The organism is Arthrobacter sp. UYCu512 (genome assembly GCF_040547075.1).
In the GTDB taxonomy this organism is placed as follows: domain Bacteria; phylum Actinomycetota; class Actinomycetes; order Actinomycetales; family Micrococcaceae; genus Arthrobacter.
Genome location: NZ_JBEPPA010000001.1, coordinates 181,137 through 205,079 on the forward strand (window position 1 = coordinate 181,137; position 23,943 = coordinate 205,079).

20 protein-coding genes are annotated in these 23,943 nt (G+C 67.1%); 12 read left to right on the plus strand and 8 right to left on the minus strand.

Translation table 11 applies throughout. The features are described from left to right. Window positions 1-31: 31 nt before the first annotated feature. The 4 genes from ABIB49_RS00870 to ABIB49_RS00885 form a co-directional block, all read right to left on the minus strand. Complete coding sequence (locus ABIB49_RS00870; protein WP_226773894.1) at window positions 32-2,065, minus strand: PTS fructose transporter subunit IIABC; 2,034 nt, start codon at window positions 2,063-2,065, stop codon at window positions 32-34. Between the two features lie 2 nt (window positions 2,066-2,067). Further along, on the minus strand, window positions 2,068-3,054 hold the full coding sequence (locus ABIB49_RS00875) for a 1-phosphofructokinase family hexose kinase (RefSeq protein WP_226773895.1): 987 nt from the start codon (window positions 3,052-3,054) through the stop codon (window positions 2,068-2,070). Beyond that, window positions 3,051-3,854, minus strand: a complete 804-nt coding sequence (locus ABIB49_RS00880; RefSeq protein ID WP_226773896.1) for a DeoR/GlpR family DNA-binding transcription regulator — start codon at window positions 3,852-3,854, stop codon at window positions 3,051-3,053. The genes ABIB49_RS00875 and ABIB49_RS00880 overlap by 4 nt, the downstream gene beginning before the upstream one ends. A 439-nt stretch (window positions 3,855-4,293) precedes the next feature. Next, window positions 4,294-4,557, minus strand: coding sequence for a DUF6458 family protein (locus ABIB49_RS00885; protein WP_226774695.1), 264 nt, complete (start codon window positions 4,555-4,557; stop codon window positions 4,294-4,296). 240 nt (window positions 4,558-4,797) lie between these two features. On the opposite strand from ABIB49_RS00885, the gene ABIB49_RS00890 reads away from it, so the two are divergent. From ABIB49_RS00890 to ABIB49_RS00905, 4 genes are all read left to right on the plus strand, one after another. Next, a complete protein-coding gene (locus ABIB49_RS00890; protein ID WP_282359589.1) occupies window positions 4,798-6,018 on the plus strand; it encodes a beta-ketoacyl-[acyl-carrier-protein] synthase family protein in 1,221 nt (406 codons plus the stop codon). A gap of 9 nt (window positions 6,019-6,027) precedes the next feature. Continuing rightward, window positions 6,028-6,654: an alpha/beta hydrolase gene (locus ABIB49_RS00895; RefSeq protein ID WP_282359505.1), complete on the plus strand. Its 627-nt coding sequence runs from the start codon at window positions 6,028-6,030 to the stop codon at window positions 6,652-6,654. Between the two features lie 525 nt (window positions 6,655-7,179). Beyond that, entirely contained in the window at window positions 7,180-7,917 is a 738-nt protein-coding gene (locus ABIB49_RS00900) for an HAD family hydrolase (RefSeq protein WP_354156568.1), read from the plus strand. A 99-nt stretch (window positions 7,918-8,016) separates the two neighbouring features. Continuing rightward, on the plus strand, window positions 8,017-10,347 hold the full coding sequence (locus ABIB49_RS00905) for a glycoside hydrolase family 65 protein (RefSeq protein ID WP_282359507.1): 2,331 nt from the start codon (window positions 8,017-8,019) through the stop codon (window positions 10,345-10,347). On the opposite strand, the gene ABIB49_RS00910 is transcribed toward ABIB49_RS00905, so the two are convergent. Continuing rightward, window positions 10,344-11,690: an MFS transporter gene (locus ABIB49_RS00910; RefSeq protein ID WP_226774690.1), complete on the minus strand. Its 1,347-nt coding sequence runs from the start codon at window positions 11,688-11,690 to the stop codon at window positions 10,344-10,346. The two genes, ABIB49_RS00905 and ABIB49_RS00910, sit on opposite strands and share 4 nt — an antisense overlap. A gap of 223 nt (window positions 11,691-11,913) precedes the next feature. Between ABIB49_RS00910 and ABIB49_RS00915 the strand changes: the two genes are divergently transcribed. From ABIB49_RS00915 to ABIB49_RS00925, 3 genes are all read left to right on the plus strand, one after another. Further along, window positions 11,914-13,287: an NAD-dependent succinate-semialdehyde dehydrogenase gene (locus ABIB49_RS00915; RefSeq protein ID WP_226774689.1), complete on the plus strand. Its 1,374-nt coding sequence runs from the start codon at window positions 11,914-11,916 to the stop codon at window positions 13,285-13,287. Window positions 13,288-13,444: 157 nt separating this feature from the next. Beyond that, entirely contained in the window at window positions 13,445-14,290 is an 846-nt protein-coding gene (locus ABIB49_RS00920; protein ID WP_226774700.1) for a hypothetical protein, read from the plus strand. Beyond that, window positions 14,281-15,030: a LamB/YcsF family protein gene (locus ABIB49_RS00925; RefSeq protein WP_226774688.1), complete on the plus strand. Its 750-nt coding sequence runs from the start codon at window positions 14,281-14,283 to the stop codon at window positions 15,028-15,030. The genes ABIB49_RS00920 and ABIB49_RS00925 overlap by 10 nt, the downstream gene beginning before the upstream one ends. Here ABIB49_RS00925 and ABIB49_RS00930 read toward each other — a convergent pair. Beyond that, window positions 15,027-16,364 carry a DUF445 domain-containing protein gene (locus ABIB49_RS00930; RefSeq protein ID WP_226774687.1) on the minus strand — a complete coding sequence of 446 codons (1,338 nt, stop codon included), beginning with the start codon at window positions 16,362-16,364 and terminating at the stop codon, window positions 15,027-15,029. The genes ABIB49_RS00925 and ABIB49_RS00930 overlap by 4 nt on opposite strands. A 50-nt stretch (window positions 16,365-16,414) precedes the next feature. Between ABIB49_RS00930 and ABIB49_RS00935 the strand changes: the two genes are divergently transcribed. Next, window positions 16,415-17,323 carry a glycerophosphodiester phosphodiesterase gene (locus ABIB49_RS00935; RefSeq protein ID WP_226774686.1) on the plus strand — a complete coding sequence of 303 codons (909 nt, stop codon included), beginning with the start codon at window positions 16,415-16,417 and terminating at the stop codon, window positions 17,321-17,323. A gap of 43 nt (window positions 17,324-17,366) precedes the next feature. Here the strand turns inward: ABIB49_RS00935 and ABIB49_RS00940 are convergent, their stop codons facing one another. Continuing rightward, on the minus strand, window positions 17,367-18,959 hold the full coding sequence (locus tag ABIB49_RS00940; RefSeq protein ID WP_282359510.1) for an ABC transporter permease: 1,593 nt from the start codon (window positions 18,957-18,959) through the stop codon (window positions 17,367-17,369). After that, window positions 18,952-19,932 carry an ABC transporter ATP-binding protein gene (locus ABIB49_RS00945; RefSeq protein WP_226774685.1) on the minus strand — a complete coding sequence of 327 codons (981 nt, stop codon included), beginning with the start codon at window positions 19,930-19,932 and terminating at the stop codon, window positions 18,952-18,954. Before ABIB49_RS00945 ends, ABIB49_RS00940 begins: the two co-directional genes overlap by 8 nt. A gap of 109 nt (window positions 19,933-20,041) precedes the next feature. Between ABIB49_RS00945 and ABIB49_RS00950 the strand changes: the two genes are divergently transcribed. From ABIB49_RS00950 to ABIB49_RS00965, 4 genes are all read left to right on the plus strand, one after another. Continuing rightward, window positions 20,042-20,515 carry a DoxX family protein gene (locus tag ABIB49_RS00950; RefSeq protein ID WP_354156569.1) on the plus strand — a complete coding sequence of 158 codons (474 nt, stop codon included), beginning with the start codon at window positions 20,042-20,044 and terminating at the stop codon, window positions 20,513-20,515. Beyond that, on the plus strand, window positions 20,512-21,258 hold the full coding sequence (locus tag ABIB49_RS00955) for an AzlC family ABC transporter permease (RefSeq protein ID WP_226774683.1): 747 nt from the start codon (window positions 20,512-20,514) through the stop codon (window positions 21,256-21,258). The genes ABIB49_RS00950 and ABIB49_RS00955 overlap by 4 nt, the downstream gene beginning before the upstream one ends. Further along, a complete protein-coding gene (locus tag ABIB49_RS00960) occupies window positions 21,255-21,566 on the plus strand; it encodes an AzlD domain-containing protein (protein WP_226774682.1) in 312 nt (103 codons plus the stop codon). Before ABIB49_RS00955 ends, ABIB49_RS00960 begins: the two co-directional genes overlap by 4 nt. Before the next feature lie 125 nt (window positions 21,567-21,691). Then, window positions 21,692-23,941, plus strand: a complete 2,250-nt coding sequence (locus tag ABIB49_RS00965) for a putative bifunctional diguanylate cyclase/phosphodiesterase (RefSeq protein WP_354156570.1) — start codon at window positions 21,692-21,694, stop codon at window positions 23,939-23,941. The last annotated feature ends 2 nt before the right edge of the window (window positions 23,942-23,943 follow it).

Below are 23,943 nucleotides of genomic sequence, written 5' to 3' on the forward strand. Positions count from 1 at the left end.
TCAGCGTGGAAAATCTTCCCGGCCGCTTCAATCAGACGGTTGCGGGGACCAGTTCTACCGTATCAACGGTCTTCCTGACGGCCCAGCGCTTGAGTGCCAGGACGGACAGCGCCGTAATAATGGTGCCGACGATGATTGCCACAACAAACATCAGGAAGTTGTCGATCGCGAAGAAGACAAAGAGTCCGCCGTGCGGGGCCTTGGATCCGACGCCGGCGGCCATGGAGATGGCGCCGGTGACGGCACCGCCGAGCATGCTCGCCGGGATCACGCGCAGCGGGTCGGCGGCGGCGAAGGGGATGGCGCCTTCGGAGATGAAGGAGGCGCCCAGCAACCACGCGGCCTTGCCGTTTTCGCGCTCAGCCAGGCTGAAGCGCTGCTTGTCCAGGACGGTGGCGAGTGCCATTGCCAGCGGCGGAACCATGCCCGAGGCCATCACGGCTGCCATGATCTGCCACGGGGCCTGGTTGGTGATCGTGGCGGCACCGAGACCGGCGACGGCGAAGGAGTAAGCAACCTTGTTTACCGGTCCGCCCAGGTCGAAGCACATCATCAGACCGAGGATGATGCCGAGGACAACAGCGCTGGCACCGGTCAGGCCGGAAAGCCAGTCATTAAGGCCGGCGGTGATGCCGGCTATCGGGCCGCCCAGGACCAGGAACATTAGCCCCGATGCCACGAGGGACGCAACCAGCGGGATAATCACAACAGGCATCAGGCCGCGCAGCCAGCGGGCGACCTGGATTTGGCCGATCACATGGGCGATGTAGCCTGCGAGCAGGCCGCCGACGATGCCGCCAAGGAAGCCGGCACCCATAAATCCGGCGACTGCACCGGCAACGAAGCCCGGGGCGATACCGGGCCGGTCAGCGATGGCGTAAGCGATGTAGCCGGCCAGGGCCGGTACCAGGAAGCCCAGTGAGAGGGCGCCGATCTTGAACAGGACGGCGCCGAGGTAGGCGCCAAGCGGGCCCCATGCGTTGTCCGGGAATTCCGTGGGCAGGTTGAAGATGCTGTTGTCCACAACGATGGCATCGGCATACTGGGTGATGAGGTACCCGCCCATTAGGAAGCCAAGCGCGATCAGCAGGCCGCCGCCGGCCACAAACGGGATCATGTAGCTGACGCCGGTCAGCAGCGCTTTCTTCAGCTTCTGCCCAATGTGCTCACCTTTTTCCTCGGCCTCGTTCTGTGCCTGTTCCTCCGCGCCGAAGTGCGGGACCCGGCGGGCGTTGGGGTTCTCTGCGGCCGCGAGGGCCTCATGGACCATCTTTTCCGGCTCGTCGATGCCGCGTTTGACGGGGGCGTTGATAACCGGCAGGCCGGCGAAGCGCTCCTTGCCTCGGACATCCACGTCGACGGCGAAGATGACGGCGTCGGCTGCGGCGATCACTGCCGGATCCAGCGGCTTTGCCCCTGAAGATCCTTGGGTCTCCACCTGCAGGTCCACGCCGATTTCCTTGGCCGCGGCCACAAGCGAATCGGCGGCCATGTAGGTGTGGGCGATGCCGGTGGGGCAGGCAGTGACAGCGACAAGGCGCTTGGGGCGGGAAGCTCCGGTCCCGGTCGGGGCGCCGCTTACGGCCGGTGCCGGTGCGGAGTGGGCGGCAGGCTTATCGGCAAGGGCGCCTTCGACGAGCCCGACGACCTCGGCCGCCGAACCGGCGTCGCGCAGGGCCTGGGTGAAGTCCTTTTTGATCAGGGAGCGGGCCAACTTGGAGAGCAGCTTGAGGTGTTCCTGGTCCGCACCATCGGGGGCCGCAATGAAGAAGATGAGGTCCGCGGGGCCGTCCTTGGCGCCGAAGTCGACGGACTGGGAGAGCCGAGCCATCACCAGGGTGGGTTCGGTCACCGCCGTCGAACGGCAATGCGGGATGGCGATGCCGCCCGGAACCCCGGTGGCGGTCTTCTGTTCCCGGGCGAAGGCGTCGGCGAAGAGGCCTTCCACCTCGGTGGCGCGACCGTTGGCGGCGACTTTGCCTGCCAGGTGCCGGATCACGGCTTCGGGCGAGTCGCCCAGGTTCTGGTCGAGCTCGACCAGTTCGGTAGTAATGAGCGCAGTCACTGTCAATCCTTCGTCAGGGCCGTGATGGTTACGGCGTTGGGGGTGGTTTGGTGGACTGCCGGGACTGTGGAGCCCGGCAGCGAAGCGGCGGCGGCACCGTGTGCCACAGCCTGGCGGAGACAATCGGCCGGGGCGGCGCCCTGGCTGGAAGCGAGCAGGTAACCGGCCAGTGACGAATCGCCGGCGCCTACCGTGCTCACCGCGGTGACCGGCGGATGCGTGGCCAGCCACGCGCCGTCGGCCGTGACGAGCACCGCACCCTTGGAGCCGAGTGTTGCCAGCACGGCACCGACTCCGGATCGCACGACGGCGGAAGCGGCCGCCGCGGCCGCCCCCGGATCCGCTTCGAGTTCCTCGGCGGACTTGTGCGTGGCGAACCCGGCTGCGGCAGCCAGTTCCACCAGTTCCTCGGCATTGGGTTTGATGAGATCCGGTTTCCCCAGCGCATCGCCGCAGATCGCGGCGGCGAGCGGTTCGCCGGAGGAGTCCACGGCGACAAGGGGAGCCTCTTTGCCGTGATCCATGCTGCGCAGCCGCCGGGTGACGGTGGCGTAGAAGTTGGCCGGGACCCCGGGTGGGAGCGATCCTGCCAGGACAACCCAGCTGGCTCCCCGGGAGTGGTCCAGGAGCAGCCCGATCAGGGCTTCCTGCTGGTCCGCACTCAGCGCCGGTCCGGGTTCGTTGATCTTGGTGGTCACGCCGCCGGGTTCGGTGAGCGCCACGTTGCTGCGCAGCGGCTCTCCGATGGGGAGGGCGGCGAATGGGACGTCGACTTCGCGGAGACCGGCGAGGACGGGGTCCGCCTCGGCGCCCGGGAGCACTGCGACGGTCTTCAGCCCGGAGGCGACCAGGGCGCGGGAGACGTTTACGCCCTTGCCGCCGGATTCCTGCCGGACGGAGACGGCGCGCTGGACTTCGCCGCGGACCAGGGGTCCCGGCAGTGCCACGGTGCGGTCCAGGCTTGGGTTGGCGGTCAGGGTGACAATCATGCGACCACTACCTCCACTCCGGCATCCGCGAGGGCGTCGGCCAGGTCCTGGCCGGGTTTCGTGTCAGTGATCAAAGTGTCCAGATCTTTCAACGAGGCGAACTGGACCAGGGTTTCGGCATCCAGCTTGGAGGAATCAGCGAGCACCACTATGCGGCGGGCTGAATGGACGAAGGCGGCTTTGACAGCGGCTTCTTCAGGATCGGGGGTGCTCAGCCCGAAGGCTGCGTGGATGCCGTTGGTGCCGATGAAAGCGATATCCGGGCGGATCCTGCGGGCGGCTTCCACCGTGGACTGGCCGACGGCGGCCTGGGTGATTCCGCGGACCCTGCCGCCAAGCAGGTGCAAGGCGATGCCGGCCTCACCGGAGAGCTTTGCCGCGACGGGCAGCGAGTGGGTGATGACCACGAGTTCCGCGCCGGGTGCTGCAGCGGCTGACGTCGCTGCAGTCCGCGCGGCCAGGCGGTCGGCGAGGGTCTCGGTGGTGGAGCCGGCGTCGATCAGGATGCTGCCGGTTCGGTTTTCCGGGATCAGTGCGAGGGCCGCTTCGGCGATCCGGGTCTTTTCCGGTTGCCGCTGGTCGGCGCGGACCAGGATGCTTTCTTCGCTGGTGCTGAAGCGGTCCGGGGAGACGGCGCCGCCGTGTACCCGGCGCACACTGCCGGCGGATTCGAGGGCGGCCAGGTCCCGGCGGACGGTTTCGGTGGTGATGCTGAAACGCTCGGCGAGGTCCGTGACGCTGGCACGGCCGCTGGCAACAATGAGCCCCACGATCAGCTGTTGGCGTTCCTCGGCGAACACTGGCTCTCCCTTGCGTCAGTACTGCGGACCTCCCCCGCACTTCCGTGATTACCATCACAATGAAGTGGAGTTGATTGACTTTATCTGTGAATATGTGGCTTTGTCAATGAAAAACAACATGAACACAGAAATGTCCCGTACGCGGCCGATGGGCATGCCCAGTTTTCGGATCGAGGAGTGGGCATATCTGGACTATGTCCATCCGTGGGGCCGGGCGCAGGGCATGTCCGCCGCCGGGCCCGGGCGCGGGGCATGCGCAGGGGTAGGGGTAGAGGTAGCGGGTAGGGGTGGAGACGGGTTCGGCCGGTGTTCACGCACGGGACGGTGCGCGTGCTGGAAGGGCGGGAAGGGCCATACAACGGCCGACGCCGGGCCGGGCCCGGTAAAGGGTTCGGCCCGGCGTCGGGTGGCTTATGCGGTGCGCGGCGGCGCGCTCGGACTAGATGCCGGCGTCGCGGCTTTCGTTCCGGGTGATGGTCTCGCCGGTATTGGGGTCCACAACGGAGCGTGTCTCGCTGACCCGGCGGGTGCGGCTGCGCCCTGGTGAGGCCAGGACCAGGGAAGCGATCAGCCCGATGACACCGACCGCCATCAGGATGTAGCCGATCATGGTCTGGTCCACATTGGGGATCAGGCCGGGGGTGATGGCCCAGGCGAGGATGGCGCCGAGGGCGATGAGGAAAATGGCGGAACCGATTCTCATGACTTGCTCCTTGTGTCCGGTCGGACGGTTAAGTATTGCTAAGCATGCTGTCCAGCGTCAGGCTACAGCCCGGTGCGTGTTGTTTCAACGATCTCATTGACGCCACTCCGGCCAGTTTTCGCACGTAGTCTTGAAGCGTCCGCTGCGGCCGGCCAGATACGTGCCGCCGTTTACCGCACTGCCGCACCAGCCCCGCACCCCGGCGGGTTACGCAACGTGCCTCACAGAAATCCGGTGCCCATGCTTACAGCTTTCCCCAGAGTCGTCGTCACCGGACTGGGAGCAGTGACTCCCGTCGGTGCGACGGCGGCCGAGACCCGGGCCGCGTTGCTGGCCGGGCGCTCAGGAATCGCGGCACTTGAGGATGACTGGGCGCAGGAGCTTCCGGTCCGGATGGCGGGCCGGGCGGACGTTGATGTTCCCGCGCTGCTCTCCACCCCGGAATATAAGAGGATGGACCGGTGCGGGCACCTCGCGCTGATTGCGGCCCGGGAAGCGTGGGCGCAGGCAGGCCGTCCCGCAGCCGACCCGGAACGCCTGGCCGTGGTGATCGGATCCGGCTATGGCGGCCTGGACACAACCCTGGAGCAGGCCCGGGCCCTTGATGCCCGCGGGCCGCGGCGCGTCTCCCCGCACACGCTGACCCGGATCATGACCAACGCGCCCGCGGCCTGGGTGTCCATGGATGTCGGCGCCAAAGGCGGGGCGCGCACCCCGGTGAGCGCCTGTGCCTCCGGGGCGGAAGCCATCTCCCAGGCGGCAGACATGATCCGTGCCGGGACAGCGGATGTTGTGATCGCCGGCGGCGTGGATTCCTGCATCAACGGCCTCATCCTCAGCGGCTTCGCCCAAATTCGGGCCCTGTCCACCCGCAACGGAGACCCGGAGTCCGCTTCGCGGCCGTTCGACCGGGACCGGGACGGATTCGTGCTGGCCGAGGGCGCCGCGATCCTGGTCCTGGAACGCGAAGACCACGCCCGCGCCCGGGGAGCGGAAGTGCTCGGTGTCGTGGCCGGAACTGCTGTGACATCCGACGCCGTCGACATCGTCGCCGCCGATCCGGTCATGCAGCGGCGGGTGATGGAAAAGGCCATCGCCGCCGCCGGCCTTGGTGCCGGAGACATCGGGCTGGTCCATGCCCACGCGACCTCCACCCCGGTCGGCGATCGCCTGGAAGCCGACGCGATCAGTGCCGTACTTGGAAACCAGGTACCCGTTACCTCGACAAAATCCCTCACCGGGCACCTCCTTGGCGGCGCAGGCGCCCTCGGCGCCGTCGTCCTGATCCAGGCGCTGAAAACCGGGGACTTTCCGGGGTCCGGCAACCTTGACCAACCCGACGACGGGATCGACCTGAACCTTCTGCGGAAAACGGTGGCAGGCCAGGGAGCCAGGGCAGGCATCGCCAACGCCTTCGGATTCGGCGGTCACAGCACCGCCTTGGTGATCACCGAAAGCTAGGCTGTTGCGATGGAGCGAGTCCTCTGGTCCAAACCGGAACACGAACGCGACGGGACCCCGTTGCTGGTCATGATGCACGGCTACGGCCGGGATGAATCCCGGATGGTGAAACTCTTTGGCAGCCTGCCGTCCGGGTTCAGTTGCGCGGCGCTGCGTGGCCCCAAGGAGATCGGCGACGGGTACGGCTGGTTCCTGCTGGACTACTTCCTGACCCATGACTTCGCTGACGTCATCGCTGCCGCCAACGCCGTGTTCAGCTGGATCGAATCAGTCAAGTCCCAACACACCAGCATCAGCCTGCTCGGCTACTCGCAGGGCATGGCCATGGCCACGACACTGCTCCGGTTGCGGCCGGCGGAGTTCCGCGCCGCCGTCGGGCTGTCAGGATTTGTACTGGACAACGAACTCCTGGCGATGAGCGAATCGTTCGAGTCCCGGCCGCCCTTCTTCTGGGGCCGGGACCGGGATGACCTGGTGATAAACGCCGCCGCAGGGGAGCACACCGAGGAGTGGCTCCACGAGCACACACAGCTCACGGCGAGGACCTACCCGGGAACGGGCCACGCCATTTCGGCCGCGGAACTGGTGGACGTCAGCGCGTTCCTCCGCCACTATGTGCTGAACCCGGGAAACTGACTCCGCCCGCGGCCGGACTCCAAGTGGGGTGGCGATAGTGCCAAAGGTCCTTTTATCCAATTGCGCGTCAATTTTGTAAGCGCTTACACTCAACGTGGGCCGTATTTCTGGCCGTCAACTGACTTCAGGGGGAAGAAAGGGCTGAGCCCTGTGTTGCAGGCTAAGGCGCCGCGTCACCGTCGAGGACGTCGGCGCACTCTCCGGATTTTCCATCTGCACCGACTCCCGCAGCTTCGAAGACCGCCGTGCGCCCTTCGGGAGGTATCCGATCCCGGCGCCCCACGGCTACGCAGCAATTGAAGGGCTCCACCGCCCTGGAGTGCCAAAACCCCGTCACGCCAGCTTCGGGAGACCAAACTGACAGCGGGCCAGCGCACCCGCCGGCGTTAAACGGCGCCCGGTTGCGACCGGGAATGCCCGCTATCTTCAGCGCCGGGGCCCCGTTCCGGTCCGCCCCCTTAAAACGCCGGCCCCGGCCTGCCGGCCCACCGACTGAAAAATGCCGTCTGAAAGGACAACCGAACCATGACTGAGCTTTCCAACAGCACCGCGTCGAGCTGGGCCGGGGCGTCTGCCATCCTCTTTGACCTCGACGGCGTCCTGACCCCAACCGCGATTGTGCACGAGCGCGCCTGGCGCGAACTTTTTGACGGCTACCTCCAGTCCGTTCCCGGGGCCGCCGCCTACCGCGCAAGCGACTATTTCGACCACATCGACGGCAAACCCCGTTTCGATGGCGTCCGGGACTTCCTCGCCTCCCGCGACATCGTCCTGCCCGAAGGCCCGCTGGAGGACGAACCGGAGCACAACACCGTCCACGGCCTGGGTAACCGCAAAAACCAGGTCTTTAACGACATCGTCGCCGCCGGCGGGGTTCGGCCCTACGCAGGCTCTGTGCGGTTCGTCGACGCGGCACTGGCCCGCGGGCTGAAGCTCGCCGTCGTTTCCTCTTCCCGCAACGCCCCGGCGGTGCTCAAGGCCGCCGGACTTTCGGATTACTTCCCGGTAGTGGTCGACGGGGTCGTCGCCGTGGCCGGGGGCCTGCCCGGCAAGCCCAGCCCGGCGACCTACGAATATGCCGCCCGGTTGCTGGGCCTGCCCAGCGACGAGTGCGTTGTGGTCGAGGATGCCGTGTCCGGCGTCCAATCCGGCCGGGCCGGGAACTTCCATTCGGTGATCGGCGTGGACCGCGGGGCAGGCCGGCAGACCCTGCTGGCCGCCGGAGCCACGCTCGTCGTCAACGACCTCGACGAGCTGCTCTAGCCCGTCACCCTTCCGTCCCGACCAGGACGCTGCAAGGCCCTGCAAGACCGCACAAAAAACCTCTCATCAGCAGCCTTTTTACCGCCTGAAGGATAAACCATGGCCCTTATCACCTCTGACCGCGCGCGGTTCCCCAATGACCCCTGGCAGCTGGTCGAGACTGTGCACCTCCCCGGCAACGCCGGCACGCTGGAGACCCTCTTCAGCCTCGGCAACGGCCACCTCGGTATCCGCGGCGCCCACTGGGCCGCCGCCGACGCCGAGCTGCCGGGCAGCTTCGTCAACGGCTTCCACGAGACCTGGGACATCAAGCACGCGGAGAACGCCTACGGCTTCGCCCGCACCGGCCAGCGGATCCTCTACATCCCCGACGCCAACAACTTCACCGTGATCATCGACGGCGAAACCTTGAGCCTGGACGAATCCACAGTGCTCGACTACCGCCGCAGTGTCGACTTCGCCACCGGCGTGTACGAATGCCGGATCGTGTGGCAGTGCCGCTCGGGCGCCACCGTGACCACCATCGAACGACGCGCTGTCGGCTACCAGTCCCGCGGTGCGCTTGGCATCTCGCTGGAACTCGGCGCGGACCGGGATATCTCCGCGGACGTGACCTCCTCGGTGATAAACCGCCAGGACCAGCCGGTGGATGATCACTCGGCCCACGACCCCCGGCGTGCCGGCCGGCACGCCGGGCGGGTGCTGCTGCCGGTGCGGCTCGACGGCGGCGACGGCTCGCTGCGGCTGTCCTGGGAGACCGCCGAATCCAAACAGCGCATTGGCCTGGCTGTCGACCACTGGACCAACGCCGGCGTGCAGCCTTTCGACACCCAGGTGCATGAGGACGACAGCAGTGTCCGCTACGTTCTGGCCGTAAGCGCCGACGAGCCGTTTGTGCTGGAAAAGAGTGTCAGCTACGCCGTCGGGCAAGCCTCCGAAGACCTTGCCGACGACGCGGAAGCGGGTCTGAGGCCGCTGTCGGAGATTTTCGCCGAAAGCGCGGAGCATTACCGAAACTACTGGACCACCAGCGACATCATCCTCGCCGGCCAGACCGAGCTGCAGCAGGCCGTCCGCTGGAACCTCTTCCAGCTGGCCCAGGCCACCGCCTGCGCCGACGTCGCCGGCATCCCGGCGAAGGGTGTGTCCGGTTCCGGCTATGACGGGCACTACTTCTGGGACCAGGAGGTGTACCTGATGCCCTACCTGACGTACACCAGCCCCGGCAACGCCCGCCAGGTCCTGCAGTTCCGCCATGAGATGCTGCCCGAAGCCAAGATCCGGGCCAAGGAACTCAGCGTGGACGGCGCCCTGTTCCCTTGGCGCACCATTAACGGGCTGGAGGCCAGCGCCTACTACGCCGCCGGCACGGCCCAGTTCCACATCGCCGCCGCGATCGCCTTCGCGACCAACCGCTACATCTGGGCCAGCGGCGACCAGGAGTTCCAGGAAACCCTCGGCGCCGAGCTGCTGATCGAGACCGCCCGGATGTGGGTGTCCCTGGGTTTCTTTGGCAAGGACGGGCAGTTCCATATTCACGGCGTCACCGGCCCGGATGAGTACACCGCCGTTGTCAACGACAACGTCTATACCAACGTGATGGCGCGCTTTAACCTGCGGGCGGCGGCGGCGCTGGATCACCCCGGGATTGACGATGCCGAACGCCAGGTGTGGGAGCAGGCCGCCAACCGGATGCAGCTGCCCTATGACGAGGACCTCCAGGTCCACGCTCAGGACAACGACTTTATGACCCTGGAGCCGTGGGACTGGACGACACCGCGTTCCAAGTACCCGCTGCTGCTGCACTTCCACCCGCTGGTGATCTACCGCCACCAGGTGCTGAAGCAGGCCGATACCGTGCTGGCCATGTTCCTGCAGTGGCAGGACTTCACGGCCGAGGAAAAGCGCCGCGCCTTCGATTTCTACGACCCGATCACCACCGGCGACTCCACCCTGTCCGCCTGTGTGCAGGGCATCATGGCGGCCGAGGTCGGCTACGGCGACGCCGCGCTGGACCACTTCACGCACGCGTTGTTCATCGACCTGGACGACACACACGGCAACACGATCGACGGCGTGCACATCGCGTCCACCGGCGGCGTGTGGAGCTCGCTGGTCAGCGGCTTCGCCGGCCTCCGGGACCAGGGTGCGGTGCCCTACTTCGACCCGCGGCTGCCCGCTGGCTGGGAAGGGCTCTCGTTCCACCTGAAGATCCAGGGCCGGCTGCTGCAGCTTGAACTGGAGCAGGGTGCCATCAGCCTGACGGTGCGCGGGGGCCCACCGCTCGAGATCGACGTCCGCGGCGAGCTGTTTACGGTCGACGGTGATCCGGTCCGGGTGCCGCTGGCCCCGGTGGCGGTCCCGGAGCCCACGATCTTCCCGAGCGGACTGCCGACGGCGTCCCTGCCGATGGTGCGCGCAGCCGGCTAGGCCTGCTGCTGCCGTTCGGCGGCGCCGCTGCTGCCGGGGTGCCCGTCGCCAGCCAGGCGCTCCGGGCCGTCGTCGAGCGGGTTGGCGATCTCGTCGGCCGGCATCTTCGCGACGGCCAGTGCGATGACCGCCACAACCGGACACACGGTCCCGGCCACCAGGAAGATGAGCCCGACCGGCAGCACCTCGGCGGCCGGGCCGGCGAGGGCCATGGAGACCGGCATCAGGGCCAGCGAGACGAAGAAGTCCAGGCTTGAGACGCGGCCCAGCAGGTGCGGGGGAACCCGGCGCTGCAGCAGGGTGCCCCAAATGACCATGCCCATCCCGCCGGTGGCACCGAAGACGAAGAGCGCGGCAGCCAGCGCCCAAAAGCTGTCGATGATGCCGACGGCGGCAAGTGGCAGGCTCCCGGCGCCCCAGCTCACCATCATCGCGCTCAGGTAGCGGCGCGGCAGCGGGAACGAAGCAGTTGCCAGCGACGCGGCGGCGCCGCCGACGCCCATCACCGCGAGCAGGAATCCGAACTGGCGCGAGTCGCCGCCGAGCTGGTCGCGGACCACAAACGGCAGGAGCACCTCGATGGGGCCGATCAGGAAAAGTACGGAGATGCAGGCCCACAGCAGGGTCCACATTAGCCAGGGTGTGCGGACCGTGTAGCTGACTCCTTCGCGGAGGTCCTGCAGCAGGGACGTTGGGGCGCGTTCGCCGGTCCCGGAACCTGCCCCGCCGCCAGCGCCGTCCATATCCGGACGGGGCTGGCGGCGGAGCAGGCTGAGGACGGCGAGGGCCAGCAGGTGGCACACCGCCACCCCGGTCACTGCATGCGCGGGGGAGAGGGCTGCGACCAGGATGCCCGCGACGGCCGGGCCGGTGGCCTGCTGCAGGAGCGGCCGCATGGTCCCTTCCAAACCGTTAGCCGCGAGCAGGTCCTCCGGCGGCAGGATCCGGGGGAGGATGGCGGAGTAGGCGGGGAAGAAGAATGCTGCGCCGGCGCCGAGCACAAACCCGCCGAGCGCCAGATGCCAGAGTTCCAGCCAGCCCAGCATGGCCAGTCCGCTGATGGTGGCGATGACGGCCAGGTTGGCCCCCTCCACCGCGATGATGAGCAGCCGCTGCGGGAACCGGTCCGCGGCGATGCCGCCCATCAGCAAAAACGCGACGAGTCCGGCGCTGCCGGCGGCCGCAACGAGGGAGAGCTCCAACGGCCCCCCGCCGAGCTCGATCACCTCGTAGACCATCGCCACGGCCCACATTCCGGAGCCGAAAATGGAGATGGCCAGTGCTGTAATCAGCACACGGTATTCCCGGTGTGCGAAGGGCCGCAGGGCCCTCGGTGAGCGCATGGTCCCAGTTTAGGCTGCGACTTCGCGTGAGGGCGGCGGTTTCCAGGCGGGAAAATCCGATGGAATAGGCGGGCCGGTGTCCGGGTTGTCGCCTAACGGGACGGGCAATCCAACCAGGACACCCCGTTCCGACGCACGGGGCCGGAAAGCCGCTACGCAGTTCTGCTGCGGCGGCCACAGGCCCGATTGAGCCGGACTACCCAGAATCGGAGATGGTGGATTAATGACTGCTTACAAGACAGTGAACCCCGCGACCGGAGAGACGCTGAAGGAATTTCCGCTTGCTACCGCGGATGAGGTGGAGAATGCCCTCGCGGCCTCGAAGCAGGCCTTCCAGGCCTGGCAGGCTGCGCCCGTAGCGGACCGCGCCGCGGTCATTGCCCGCGTGGCCGAACTGTACCGGGAACGACAGGACGAACTGGCCCGTCTGATCGCCACGGAGATGGGCAAGCCCTTGGCCCAGTCCCGGGGCGAAGTGGGCCTGGTGGCCGACATCTACTCGTACTACGCCGAAGAGGGCCCGGCCTTCCTCGAAGACGAACTGCTTGATGTTAAAGGCGGCGGCGAAGCAATCGTCCGCTCAGCACCGGTCGGGCCGCTCCTGGGCATCATGCCGTGGAACTACCCGTACTACCAAGTGGCCCGGTTCGCCGCCCCCAACCTGGTCCTCGGCAACACCATCCTGCTCAAGCATGCCGGCAGCTGCCCCCAGTCCGCCCTTGCCATTGAACAGATTTTCAAGGATGCCGGGCTCCCGGAGGGTGTCTACCTCAACGTTTTCCTGAGCAACGAACAGGTTGCCGAAGTCGTCGCCGATGACCGGGTCCAGGGTGTCTCCCTGACCGGAAGCGAGCGGGCCGGCTCAGCAGTCGCCGAGGTGGCCGGCCGCAACCTGAAGAAGTATGTGCTCGAACTCGGTGGCAGTGATCCGTTTATCGTCCTCGACTCAGACGACCTGGACGCCACGGTAAAGGCAGCGGTCAGCGGACGGATCGGGAACGCCGGCCAGGCCTGCACGGCTTCGAAGCGTTTTATCATCCTTGAGGACCTGTACGAGGCTTTTGTGGAGAAGTTCACTGCGCGGATGTCCGCGGTCAAGCACGGTGATCCCTTGCTCGCCGACACCCGCTTCGGGCCGCTCTCCTCACAGAGCGCCGCGGACGGCCTCATCGAGCAGATCCAGGACGCCGTGGACAAGGGCGCTACCCTGCGGACCGGCGGACACCACATCGATGGCCCCGGCGCCTTCGTGGAGCCCACGGTGCTGACGGATGTGACCCCCGGGATGCGGGCGTTCTCCGAAGAACTCTTCGGCCCGGCGGCCGTCGTCTACAAGGTCGCCAGCGTTGAGGAGGCCATTGAACTGGCCAACGGGTCCCCGTACGGGCTCGGCGGTGCGGTCTTCAGTGCCGACGCCGAGAAGGCCAAGGCGGTGGCCGATCGGCTGGACACCGGCATGGTCTTTATCAATTCCGTGGCCGAAACCCAGGCGGATCTGCCCTTCGGTGGTGTGAAGCGTTCGGGCGTCGGGCGCGAGCTGGCACGGTTCGGCATGAATGAGTTCGTCAATAAGAAGCTCATCCGGACCCCGCGCTAAACCGGGCAGTTCTTCGCGGCAGTTGAGGGCGGACAGGCGCCGCCGATCCGCCCTCAACTGCCCGCCCGGGCCATCGTCCGCCTCTACCGGCGGCGCCGCTGTGGCCTAGTGTTAAGGCTTGAATCCACAGCAGTGACGGTTCCGATGAGAGGCGATGATGGCCAAGCGAGGCAACCCGGCAATGAAAATTGCCCAGCAGTCAGCACACAACGCGATGTTCGACGCCGAGGGCAAACCCCGGGCAGGTGTGCACAACGTGCTCCTGCGGGCCGTTGAAATCCAGCGCCCCTTGATCCTGGCGAACCTTCGCCGGCTCCAGCGAAAGCACCCGCGGGCCACGGCGGCCCAGCTGGCCGCAACCCTGGAACGGGACTACCTCATTGCCGTCACCGGCGGCGGCGCGCTTGTGGGCGGGGCGGCCGTGATTCCCGGCGTCGGGACTGTGGCCGCACTGGGCCTCTCGGCCGCCGCGACCGCCGGTTTCCTGGAGGCCACAGCACTTTTTGCCACCTCTCTCGCCGAACTTCACGGCGTGCGGATGGTGGATCCGGAGAAGGCCAGCACACTGGTCATGGCCGTAATGCTCGGCGAGGAAGGCACCGCGCTGTTGAGTTCCCTGAGCGGCCAAGCCACCGGGCAGGGCGGCGGGCCCACCCAGGCGTGGGGCACACTGTTCGCACGCCGGGCACCGCTTGTTGGCTTCGGCCAGGTTCGTGAACGGATCCAGCGGGCTTTCCTCCGGAGCCTGCTCAGGCGCCAAGGCGGTGCCTTGCTGGGCCGGGCCCTGCCGTTCGGCGTCGGGGCCGTCGTGGGCGGGGTCGGCAACCGGATGATGGGACGGGCCGTGGTGGCCAATGCCAAGGAAGCGTTCGGACCGCTGCCCCTCGTGATCCCCGGCGAACTGGGAGCGACCGCGGAGCTGGACGGCCCGGCAGCAGCCCCGGCTGACACAAAGGACAGCAAGGACGATTCAGCGCAGAAAGGCGGCACGTTTTGGATTTGAACGCTGACTTGGGGGAGTCCTTCGGGACGTGGACCATGGGCGACGACGCCGCGATGTTTCCGCTTCTGACGAGCGCCAGCGTGGCCTGCGGGCTGCACGCCGGGGACCCCGTGACCATGCTGGACACCTGCCGGGCGGCCTACGAGTCCGACGTGCGGGTGGGCGCTCACCTGGGCTACCCGGACATGGCCGGATTCGGGCTCCGGGCCCTGGACATGACGTTCGATGATCTCTTCGGCGCCGTGCTGTACCAGCTCGGCGCCTTGGACGGGGTGGCGCACGCCGTCGGCGCCTCGGTGGACTACATCAAGCTGCACGGGGCACTCTACGACCGGACAGTGCGCGACGCCGAGCAGGCTTCGGCAGTCGTCGCGGCCATCCAGGCCTACGATCCGGGGCTTGCCGTGCTGGGCTTCCCGGGCTCCGCCCTGCTCGGGATCGCCCAAGAAGCCGGCCATCCGGTCTTTACCGAGGCCTTCGCCGACCGCGCCTACCTGCCCGACGGCACCCTGCTGCCGCGCTCGCAGGATGGTGCACTGCTGGAGGACCTCGGCCGGATCCAGGAACGGGCCGTGCGCCTTGCCGTCGAAGGCGAGGTCGAAGCTGTGGACGGGACGGTGCTCAGGATCGAACCGCACTCGCTGTGCATCCACGGTGACACGCCCGGGTCGGTCGAAACCGCCGCCGCGATCCGCGCGGCCCTCGAAAGCGCAGGCGTGGAGCTGGAAAGCTTCGCTTAGCCGAAGACCAGGTGGGCCACAGCAAAAATCGCGAGGCCGGCAAGGGCGCCCACCACGGTGCCGTTAATTCGGATGAACTGCAGGTCCTTGCCGATCTGAAGCTCGATCTTTTGCGAGGTTTCCTCGGCATCCCAGCGGGATACGGTATCGGTGATCACACCTGCGATGTCCGAGCGGTACGTCTTGACGAGATACCCGGCGGCGTCCCCGATCCACCTGTTCACCTTGCCGGCCAGTTCGCCGTCGACAACGAGCCGGGTGCCGAAGTCATGCACGGCGGCTTTGAACCTGACGGTCAGTTCGCTGTGCGGATCGTCGACGGCGGAGAGCAGCGCGGCCTTGATGGTGCCCCAGGTTCGGGAGGCGAGTTCCCGAATTTCCGGATCTCCCAGGACTTGGGCCTTGATGCCTTCGGCCCGGGCAATCATAACCGGATCGTGCTGCAGGTCCTGTGCCAGATCCTTGAGGTACGTGTCGATCGACCGGCGGACCTGGTGCTGCGGGTCGGTCTGCACAGCGCGGGTGAATTTGAGGATCTCGACGTAGACCTTGTCGCCTACGAGTCCGTCGACGAACGACGGCACCCACGTCGGGGACCGGTCAGTCACCACCCGGTTGACCGTCTCCTGGTTGTCCCGCACCCAGTCCACGGTTCGGTCCACGAGCACGTCCACCAAGGCGTGGTGATGGCCGTCGTCGAAGATCCGCTCGGCGACCCGGCCCACCGGGGGACCCCACGGCGGAGCGAGCAGATGCCGGCGGACCATGCCCTCGATCACGGCCTGGACGTCGTCGTCGTTGAGCACGGTAAAGGCCCCGCGGATGACGGCGGCACCTTCCTTGGCCACCCGCTCCGCGCCGCCGGGCCCGGAGAGCCAAGCTCCGGCTTTGCGGGCGATGTCCACCGAGGCCAGTTTCTCCTGGACCACCTGCTCGGAAAGGAAGTTGGTTTCCACGAATTCACCCAGCGAGGCGCCAATCTGGTCCTTGCGCTGCGGAATGATGGCGGTGTGCGGGATTTTCAAGCCCATCGGGTACTTGAACAGGGCCGTCACCGCGAACCAGTCGGCGAGGGCGCCCACCATACCGCCCTCGGCCGCAGCCCGGACGTATTCGAGCCAGGGGTACTGCTTCTGCAGGGCGAAGGCGACCACAAAGATGATGGCCATCAAAACCAACAGTGAGAGCGCCAGCAGCTTCATCCGCCGGAGCGCGGATTCTTTCGCGGCGTCGCTCCCTGCCATGGATTGGCGGCGGCTGGGGCGGCCGACTGCGGGCGCGTTGGCGCCGGCGGGGCCCTCCGCGCGGGTAGTTGGCTTAGATTTCACCTGCATGTGCCCAGCCTAGCCCGGCTTGGGCGGTGGCCGTCCGCTAACGTGTCAGCATGACGACTGCCGAGTCCACCGCAACCCGTCCGCTGGTCTACGCCCACCGTGGTTCCAGTGCGGCGTTCGCTGAGCACACCCGGGCGGCCTACCTGCAGGCAATTGCCGACGGCGCCGACGGTGTGGAGTGCGATATCCACCTCACCAGGGACCAGCACGCTGTACTGCTGCACGACTCAACCCTGGACCGCACCTCGGATGGCACCGGAGCCGTGGCGGACAGGACCCTCGAGGAGCTCCGGGCGCTGGACTTTTCCTCCTGGAAGGGCGCCAGGATCCCGGAAGAATACGGCAGTAGATCAGCCCAGCTGCTGACGCTCCCGGAGTTGCTGGCCCTCCTGCGGACAGCAGGCCGGGAGATCGGGCTGGCAATTGAACTCAAACACCCGAGTCCCTTTCAGCTCAAGCTCGAAGACCGTGTCCTGGAAATCCTCACGGCCGAAGGCTGGGATCCGGCGACGTCCCGGCTCGGGAACATCGTGGTGTCTTTTATGAGCTTCAGCCCGGACTCCGTGAAGCACCTGCTGGGAACCGTCCCGTCCGCCGCCGTGTGCCAGCTTGTGGACGACGTCGACGTCGAGGAGCTCCGCGAGGAGCTGGGCCTCGGGGCGCTCACCGGCGGAGCGCTCGCCAATGTGATGAAGGCCGCGCAAACGGAAGCCGAACGGATCCTGGATGACTGCGAGACCGGGCTGGCCGGCCCGGGCATCGACTATGTCCGGGGCCATTCCCGGACCATCCGGCGCTGGCTCAACTCCGGCCGGCGGTTCCGGGTGTGGACGGTGGATTCGGAAGCCGACGTCGCCTTGTGCCAGGAGCTTGGGATCCACGAGGTCACCACCAACCGGCCCGGGCAGGTCCTGGCGCAGCTCTCGGCCGGGTCGCGGAGCCTCGGCTTGCACGGGTAGCTCCCGCTGGTCTTTGCGCCTCAGCCCAAGGGAACAGGGGAGGCTACGCTGCAAGGTCCCGGCGCCGCCAGCCGGCGAACCCGAACGCAGCAAGCACGGCCGCTGCCACGGTCAGGACACCCAGCGCCGCACCATCCCCGGATCCCACCGGGAGCAGCGGGGAATGCCTGAACGGGGAGAGGTCCATCAGCCAATTCGGGGCGTTCCACAGCACCCCGAACTCTCCCAAGGCGACGAACGCCAGCAGGAGGCCCCAGGCCGCCCCGGTCAGCCGGGGCGCCCAGCCGAACACCGCCAGAGCGAGGCTGGTAACAACCCATGCGGCCGGCACCTGGGCCAAAGCGGCAACGGTGCTGCGGCCCAGCAGGGAGGCATCGTTGACGGCGAAGGCGGCTCCGGCACCAATCGACAGGCCCGCCAGAAAGAGCAGCAAAACGACGCCGGCCAACGCAAAGGTGAAGTGGCTGCCCGCCCACCGGAACCGGGTAGTGGCCGTGCCCAGCAGGACTTCGGTATGGCCCGCGGCTTCCTCGCTGCGCAGATGGTTCGCCGCCGATACCCCGTAGGCGGCCGCCAGTAGACCCATGATGCTGATTTCCGCGGCCAGGAAGGCCTCCGTCAAAGCGCGGGGGCCGCCCAGCAGCTTGATAAGGTCCTGGGCGTTTGGTGAACTCAGCAGCTCTGCCACATTGGAGACCAGGGAACCGATGACAACGCCGAAAATCACGAACGCCACGGCCCAGCCTAAAAGTACGCGGTACTGCAGCCTTACGGCCAGGCCCCAGACGCCGGAGAGCGAGCCTACGGCAGGTCCGGGACGCCCGGCAGCGATCCCGGCTCCCAGATCCCGCCGTGCCCGAAGCGCGAATGCCGCCGGAACCAGCACGAGAGAGAGTGCAACAGGCAGCGCCAGCACCCACCAGCGGTCTCCGGCGAACGCCCGGATCTGCTGGTTCCACCCGATGGGCGAGAGCCAGGAGAGCGCCGAGGGCCCCGGCTCGGCGAGGTCTCCGACAGCGCGCAAAGCATAGGTCACTGCGACGATACTGACACTGATCCCGGTCGCGGCCCGGGCGCTGGCGGTGAGCTGTGCCGCCACGCCGGCCACGGCGCTGAATACCATCCCGGTGGCGGCCCAGCCCAGGCCGAAGGCGAAGGAACCGGCCGCCGGCAGTCCGCCGGCGGCCAGCGCGGCTGCCGAGAGCAACCCGAGCAGCACGTTGGCCCCCAGGCTGATCGTGAGGGCCGCCGCCAGCGGTGCGTCTCGCCCCAGCCGCCCGCCGCCGAGCAGTTCCAGGCGTCCGCTCTCCTCGTCCCCGCGGGTGTGACGGACGGTGAGGACGATCATCAGGACGGCCAGGATGGCGGCCATAAACGCGGTGTATTTGATGAGCGACAGCGCACCGATCGAGCCGGGGTCGTAGATCCGCCCGAACATGGCCACCATGGAGGCGGTCGCGTTCAGGGCGGTGGAGGCCTCGATGCGGCTCGTGGCATCGGGGTAGAGCTCGACTCCGGCACGCGCGGTCGAGTAGGCGGTCAAGGCGAAACCGACGATCCACGCAGGCAGCATCCAGCGGTCCCGCCGCAGCCCGAGCCGGATCAGGACGCCGGTTCCGGCCAGGGTCTCAGGCATCGCCGGCCCGCCGTCGGCCCGGCCTGGCAGGGGCACCGGAGCCGGGCTGTCCGGGCGGGGCGCCGGACGCCGCCGCCGAATCCCCGGCAGTGCCGGCACCATAGTGGCGCAGGAACAGGTCCTCGAGCGTTGGCGGCTGGCTTGTGAGGGACCTCAGTCCCGCCGTCGTCAGTGCCTGCATCAGGTGGTTCAGGCCGGCCGGCTCGACTTGGGCGTTGACCCGGTGGTCCGTTACGACGACGTCGTGGACACCGGGCAGGAGTTCGAGTCCGGGCGGCACCGTGGCGACGTCGGCGGTGACCGAAGTTCGGGTGAGATGCCGCAGTTGCTCCAGCGGGCCGGTCTCCACCAGCCGCCCGGACCGGATAATGCTGACCCGGTCCGAAAGTGCCTCGGCCTCACTGAGGATATGGCTGCTCAGCACCACTGTTCTCCCCTGCGTGCGCAGTTCGCGGACGCAGCTGCGGAATACGTCCGCCATCAGCGGGTCCAGCCCGCTCGTCGGCTCGTCCAGCAGGAAAAGTTCAGCATCGGTGGCCAGGGCAGCAACAAGGGCCACTTTCTGGCGGTTTCCCTTGGAGTACGCCCGGGCCCTCTTGCTGGGGTCCAGTTCGAACAGGTCCAGGAGCTGATCCCGGCGTGCGCGGTCCTGCCCGCCCTGAAGCCGGCCCAGCAGGTCGATGATCTCCCCGCCTGTCAGGTTCGGCCACAGTGCTACGTCCCCGGGGACGTAGGCCAACCGGCGGTGCAAGGTCGATACCTCACGCCAGGGGTCGAGTCCCAGCACCCGGATGGAACCGGCATTGGAGCGCAGCAGACCCAGCAGCAGCCGCAAGGTGGTGGATTTGCCTGATCCGTTGGGCCCGAGGAAACCGTGCACTTCACCGGCAGCCACGTCGAAGTCCAAGCCGTCCAGCGCCTGCACGGTCCCGAACCGCTTCACAACGCCCTTCATTTCCACCGCAGCGCCCATACGCAACAACGTACCCCGATTGACGCTCGTGACACCCTGCAGAAAGTCCTGTTTTGAGGCAGCCAGTCACGGTTAGCGGGGGGGACCGCGGCTGTGATTGAGTTAATCCATGCCATCTCGCTGGTCCGGCCGGGACACCCAGAAACTTTCCGCGGTCGCGATGAGCGTCCTGCTGCTGGCCAGCGCGTCGAAGCACTTTGATGATCCGGATTTCTTCGCGCCAGTGGTTCCCGATGCGCTGTGCCGGGATGACAGCGGCGGGAAGCCAAACAGCCCCCTCGCGGTCCTGTCCCGGGAGGAATGGGTCGCATTCAGCGGCCTGCTTGAAGTGGCCGCCGCCGTGGGGCTCCTGGTCCCGGTGACACGTCGCGCCGCGGCCGGATGTGTGACGGCCATGTTCACCCTTTTCCTCGCCGGACACCTCGACGCCCTGCGAAAGGCCTACGGCCCGGGCGGGACCCCCGCCCGGCGCCGCACGCACACCCTGCGGTTGCCGCTGCAGGCGCCGCTGATTGCCTGGGCCTGGAGCTTGCGGAAAACCGCACCGGCGCAACGGGCCCGGCAGCAACAGGCCCGGCGGTGAGGCTTCTGCAGTCCCCGGCCGTGCGGGTGGGGCTCTCCATCAGCATCGCCACCGGACTCTACGGCGTCTCTTTCGGAGCGCTGTCCGTTACATCAGGCCTTGACTTTTGGCAGACTATGGCCCTGAGCCTGCTGCTGTTCAGCGGCGGCTCACAATTCGCGTTTATCGGTGTGGTAGCCGGGGGCGGCTCCGGGGTCGCCGCGATGGGGGCGGCCACCCTGTTGGGCATGCGTAACGGGATTTACGGCATGCAGATCAACGCACTGCTGGCGCCGCGGGGCTGGCTGCGGTTTGCGGCCGCCCACGTCACCATCGACGAGTCGACCGCCACCAGCACCGGTCAAACTGATCCGCTGGAGCGCAAGCGTGGCTTCTGGACCGCGGGCGTTGGCATCTTCGTTCTCTGGAACCTGTTCACCGCCGTGGGCGCCCTGGCAGGCGGGGCGCTCGGCGATCCCAAACAGTGGGGCCTCGACGGCGCTGCCGTGGCGGCGTTCCTGGGCCTGTTGTGGCCCCGGCTCAAGGGCCGCGAACCTGTGGCGATCGCCGTCGTCTGTGCCCTGGCCACTGTGCTGGCGGTACCATTGGTGCCCGCCGGGGTGCCGATCCTGGTGGCCGCCGTGGTTGCGGCGGCAATCGGCTGGTTCAGTAATGGCCGCAGCGACGAAGGACTGGAACCGGACGTGGACCCTTATGCGGACCACCCGGACGCACGGGTGCGCCCGGCAGGGGATACCGCATGAGCCTGTGGATGTGGCTGCTGCTTTCCTGTCTGCTGGCCTACGCGTGGAAACTGCTGGGATATCTGGTCCCGGCCAGCGTGCTCCGTGACCCCCGGATGTCCCGGATCGCCGGCACCATAACGATCGGGCTGCTGGCCTCCCTGGCCATTGTTAATACCGTGGCCTCGGGCCAGACGCTGGCGCTGGATGCACGGCTGGGGGCATTGGCTGCGGCGGGCCTCGCCCTGGTGCTCCGGGCACCCTTTCTCGTGGTCGTCCTGGCCGGAGCCGGCGCAGCAGCAATACTGAGGCTGCTGGGCTGGAACTAGCCGTACCGGCTGGCAGCTGTTACCAAAATGCCGCCTGCGAACGAATGGTCGATGGGGCTGGGGTTGGTAAGGTGACCCGGACCTTTGGGAGAATTTTGAAACGAGCTGACTGGCCGGCTGCAGGCATGGTTTTCCGGAGGACCGGACTGCCCGTCGTTGTGATGACACTGGCCTTGGCCGGTTATCTCGCGGGCCGGCTTCTGCATGGCGAGGGCTTCGACGCCGTAGTTGATGGCTGGCTGGCGGCGGCTACGGGGTGGACAACGGCTGCAGTGTGCTGGCTGGCACTGCACCGGTCCGCCGGAGTGCGGATCGAGTACGCACTGGCTACGGTTGCGGTGACGGCGACTGTGGCAGGGGATACCTATTACACCTTGGCGCAGGACGAATCCGGTGTTTTGCCTTCGCCTTCGCTGGCAGACCTTGGATACATGCTCTTTTATGCCCTGATGCTGCTGGCTTTGATCGTTGTTGTGGGAAAGAGGCTGCATGGAGCTGCGTGGCCCGTTTTCCTCGACAGCGCTGTTGCCGCCTGCGGGGCAGCCACGGTGTTGGCGGTAGTCCTTGAACCCGTGGTGGGGTCCTCAGGCGAAGCTGGCCTCTCTGCCCGGACCGTGATTGCCGTCGCGTATCCGCTCTTTGACCTGATGCTTATTGCCGTGGTTGCGGCCATTTTCGCGGCCCGGGGTGAAACGGACGGACACTGGGCTCCGCTCGTGGTTGGTTTGCTCATCTTCGCTGCAGCGGATGTTGTGTTTGCGCTGGGGGAAGCATCGGGAGCATATTCGGTGGGGTCAGCTCTGGACATGGCCTGGGCCGTCGGGATCGCACTGATAGCCGTGTGGGTTGACCGGGCCTCCCGTGCCGGGCAACCGCGCCGGCGCCGGCGAACGGCCCATCAGGCGCTTCTGCTGCCCGGAGCGGCGACAGCGGCGGCGTTGGCGGTTCTGCTGCTGGGGAGCGAGCAGCACGTGCCGGTCTACGCGCTGGTGTTAGCCAGCGCCACCCTGGTCCTCGCGGCCGTGCCGATGGCATTCCGCCACCGACTCTTGCGCAGATTGGCCCGGACGGATGATTTGACCGGGCTGCTTAACCGGCGGGCGTTCCACGATGATTGTGTGCAACGATTGGCCGCCGCCGCCGCCGCCGGTGCCGGCGCCGGCAAGCGCAGCGGTGCGCTGCTGTTGCTTGACCTGGACCGCTTCAAGGAAATCAATGACAGTCTGGGCCACGAGGCCGGCGACCGCCTGCTGGTCCAGGTCGGGGAACGGTTGTCGCGGTCGCTTCGCACCGGTGACCTGCTGGCCCGGCTGGGCGGTGATGAGTTCGCGGTGCTTCTGAATGGCAGCAGCGCCGACGAAGCCGACGCTGTGGCCCGCAAGATCCGCGATGCGCTGGCCGGGGGGTTCCCGGTAGCCGGGATTGAACTGCGGACCAGCGTCAGCATCGGCGTTGCGCTCTTCCCGGGCCATGGGGCCGACGCCAACTCACTCCTTCGCAAGGCAGACCTTGCCATGTACCGGGCCAAGACGGCCCGAAGCGGGCACCAGTTTTACCATCAGGACGATGACCGGCAGGGCGAGTTGCGGCTGCGCACCATCCAGGAACTACGCACCGCATTGGTCCTCGATCAGCTGGTATTGCATTACCAGCCCCAAATCGATCTCGCCACGAACGAGATCCACGGGGTCGAGGCCCTGGTGCGCTGGGACCATCCCGCCCGGGGGCTGCTGATGCCCGCTGACTTCCTGGACCTCGCGGAAGAATGCGGCCTGATGCATGACCTCACGCTGGTCGTGCTGCAGAAGGCGCTGGATCAAGCCGCTCAGTGGTCTTCTCGACAGGCGAAGCTCACGGTTGCAGTCAACATCTCCGCGAGTTCGCTGGTCGACGTCGGGCTTCCCCGCCGGATCAGTGCCATGCTGCATGAGCGGCAGCTCCCGGCCAGTGCCTTGATCCTGGAAATAACCGAGGACTTCCTGATGGCCGACCGTGACCGCGCGCGGGGAATTCTGACCGAACTCAGGGGCAACGGTATTCAGATTGCCGTCGATGACTTTGGCACGGGCTACAGTTCCCTGGCTTATCTGCGCGAGCTGCCCATCGACGAGCTGAAGCTCGACCAGTCGTTCGTGCAGCCGATGGGCACGGACCCCCGGGCCTCGGCCCTTGTGGCGTCCACCATCGCCCTGGCACACAGCCTGGGACTGCGGATCGTCGCCGAGGGCGTGGAAACCAGGCAGACACAGGACGAACTCAAGGAGCTCGGCTGCAACAACGCCCAAGGACACTATGTCTCGCTCCCGGTCAGCGCCGCGGAACTGGACGGCTGGCTCGTTAGCCGGCGCCAGCTGGAACCCGCCCCGCAGCCCTGAGG

Coding starts and splice junctions, on each gene's coding strand:
- ABIB49_RS00930 (WP_226774687.1), bottom strand. CDS start 16,364: ATGCAGGTGAAATCTAAGCCAACTACCCGCGCGGAGGGCCCCGCCGGC.
- ABIB49_RS00885 (WP_226774695.1), bottom strand. CDS start 4,557: ATGAGAATCGGTTCCGCCATTTTCCTCATCGCCCTCGGCGCCATCCTC.
- ABIB49_RS00960 (WP_226774682.1), top strand. CDS start 21,255: ATGAGCCTGTGGATGTGGCTGCTGCTTTCCTGTCTGCTGGCCTACGCG.
- ABIB49_RS00945 (WP_226774685.1), bottom strand. CDS start 19,932: ATGGGCGCTGCGGTGGAAATGAAGGGCGTTGTGAAGCGGTTCGGGACC.
- ABIB49_RS00895 (WP_282359505.1), top strand. CDS start 6,028: ATGGAGCGAGTCCTCTGGTCCAAACCGGAACACGAACGCGACGGGACC.
- ABIB49_RS00965 (WP_354156570.1), top strand. CDS start 21,692: ATGGTTTTCCGGAGGACCGGACTGCCCGTCGTTGTGATGACACTGGCC.
- ABIB49_RS00920 (WP_226774700.1), top strand. CDS start 13,445: ATGGCCAAGCGAGGCAACCCGGCAATGAAAATTGCCCAGCAGTCAGCA.
- ABIB49_RS00905 (WP_282359507.1), top strand. CDS start 8,017: ATGGCCCTTATCACCTCTGACCGCGCGCGGTTCCCCAATGACCCCTGG.
- ABIB49_RS00900 (WP_354156568.1), top strand. CDS start 7,180: ATGACTGAGCTTTCCAACAGCACCGCGTCGAGCTGGGCCGGGGCGTCT.
- ABIB49_RS00935 (WP_226774686.1), top strand. CDS start 16,415: ATGACGACTGCCGAGTCCACCGCAACCCGTCCGCTGGTCTACGCCCAC.
- ABIB49_RS00950 (WP_354156569.1), top strand. CDS start 20,042: ATGCCATCTCGCTGGTCCGGCCGGGACACCCAGAAACTTTCCGCGGTC.
- ABIB49_RS00910 (WP_226774690.1), bottom strand. CDS start 11,690: ATGCGCTCACCGAGGGCCCTGCGGCCCTTCGCACACCGGGAATACCGT.
- ABIB49_RS00940 (WP_282359510.1), bottom strand. CDS start 18,959: ATGCCTGAGACCCTGGCCGGAACCGGCGTCCTGATCCGGCTCGGGCTG.
- ABIB49_RS00915 (WP_226774689.1), top strand. CDS start 11,914: ATGACTGCTTACAAGACAGTGAACCCCGCGACCGGAGAGACGCTGAAG.
- ABIB49_RS00875 (WP_226773895.1), bottom strand. CDS start 3,054: ATGATTGTCACCCTGACCGCCAACCCAAGCCTGGACCGCACCGTGGCA.
- ABIB49_RS00890 (WP_282359589.1), top strand. CDS start 4,798: ATGCTTACAGCTTTCCCCAGAGTCGTCGTCACCGGACTGGGAGCAGTG.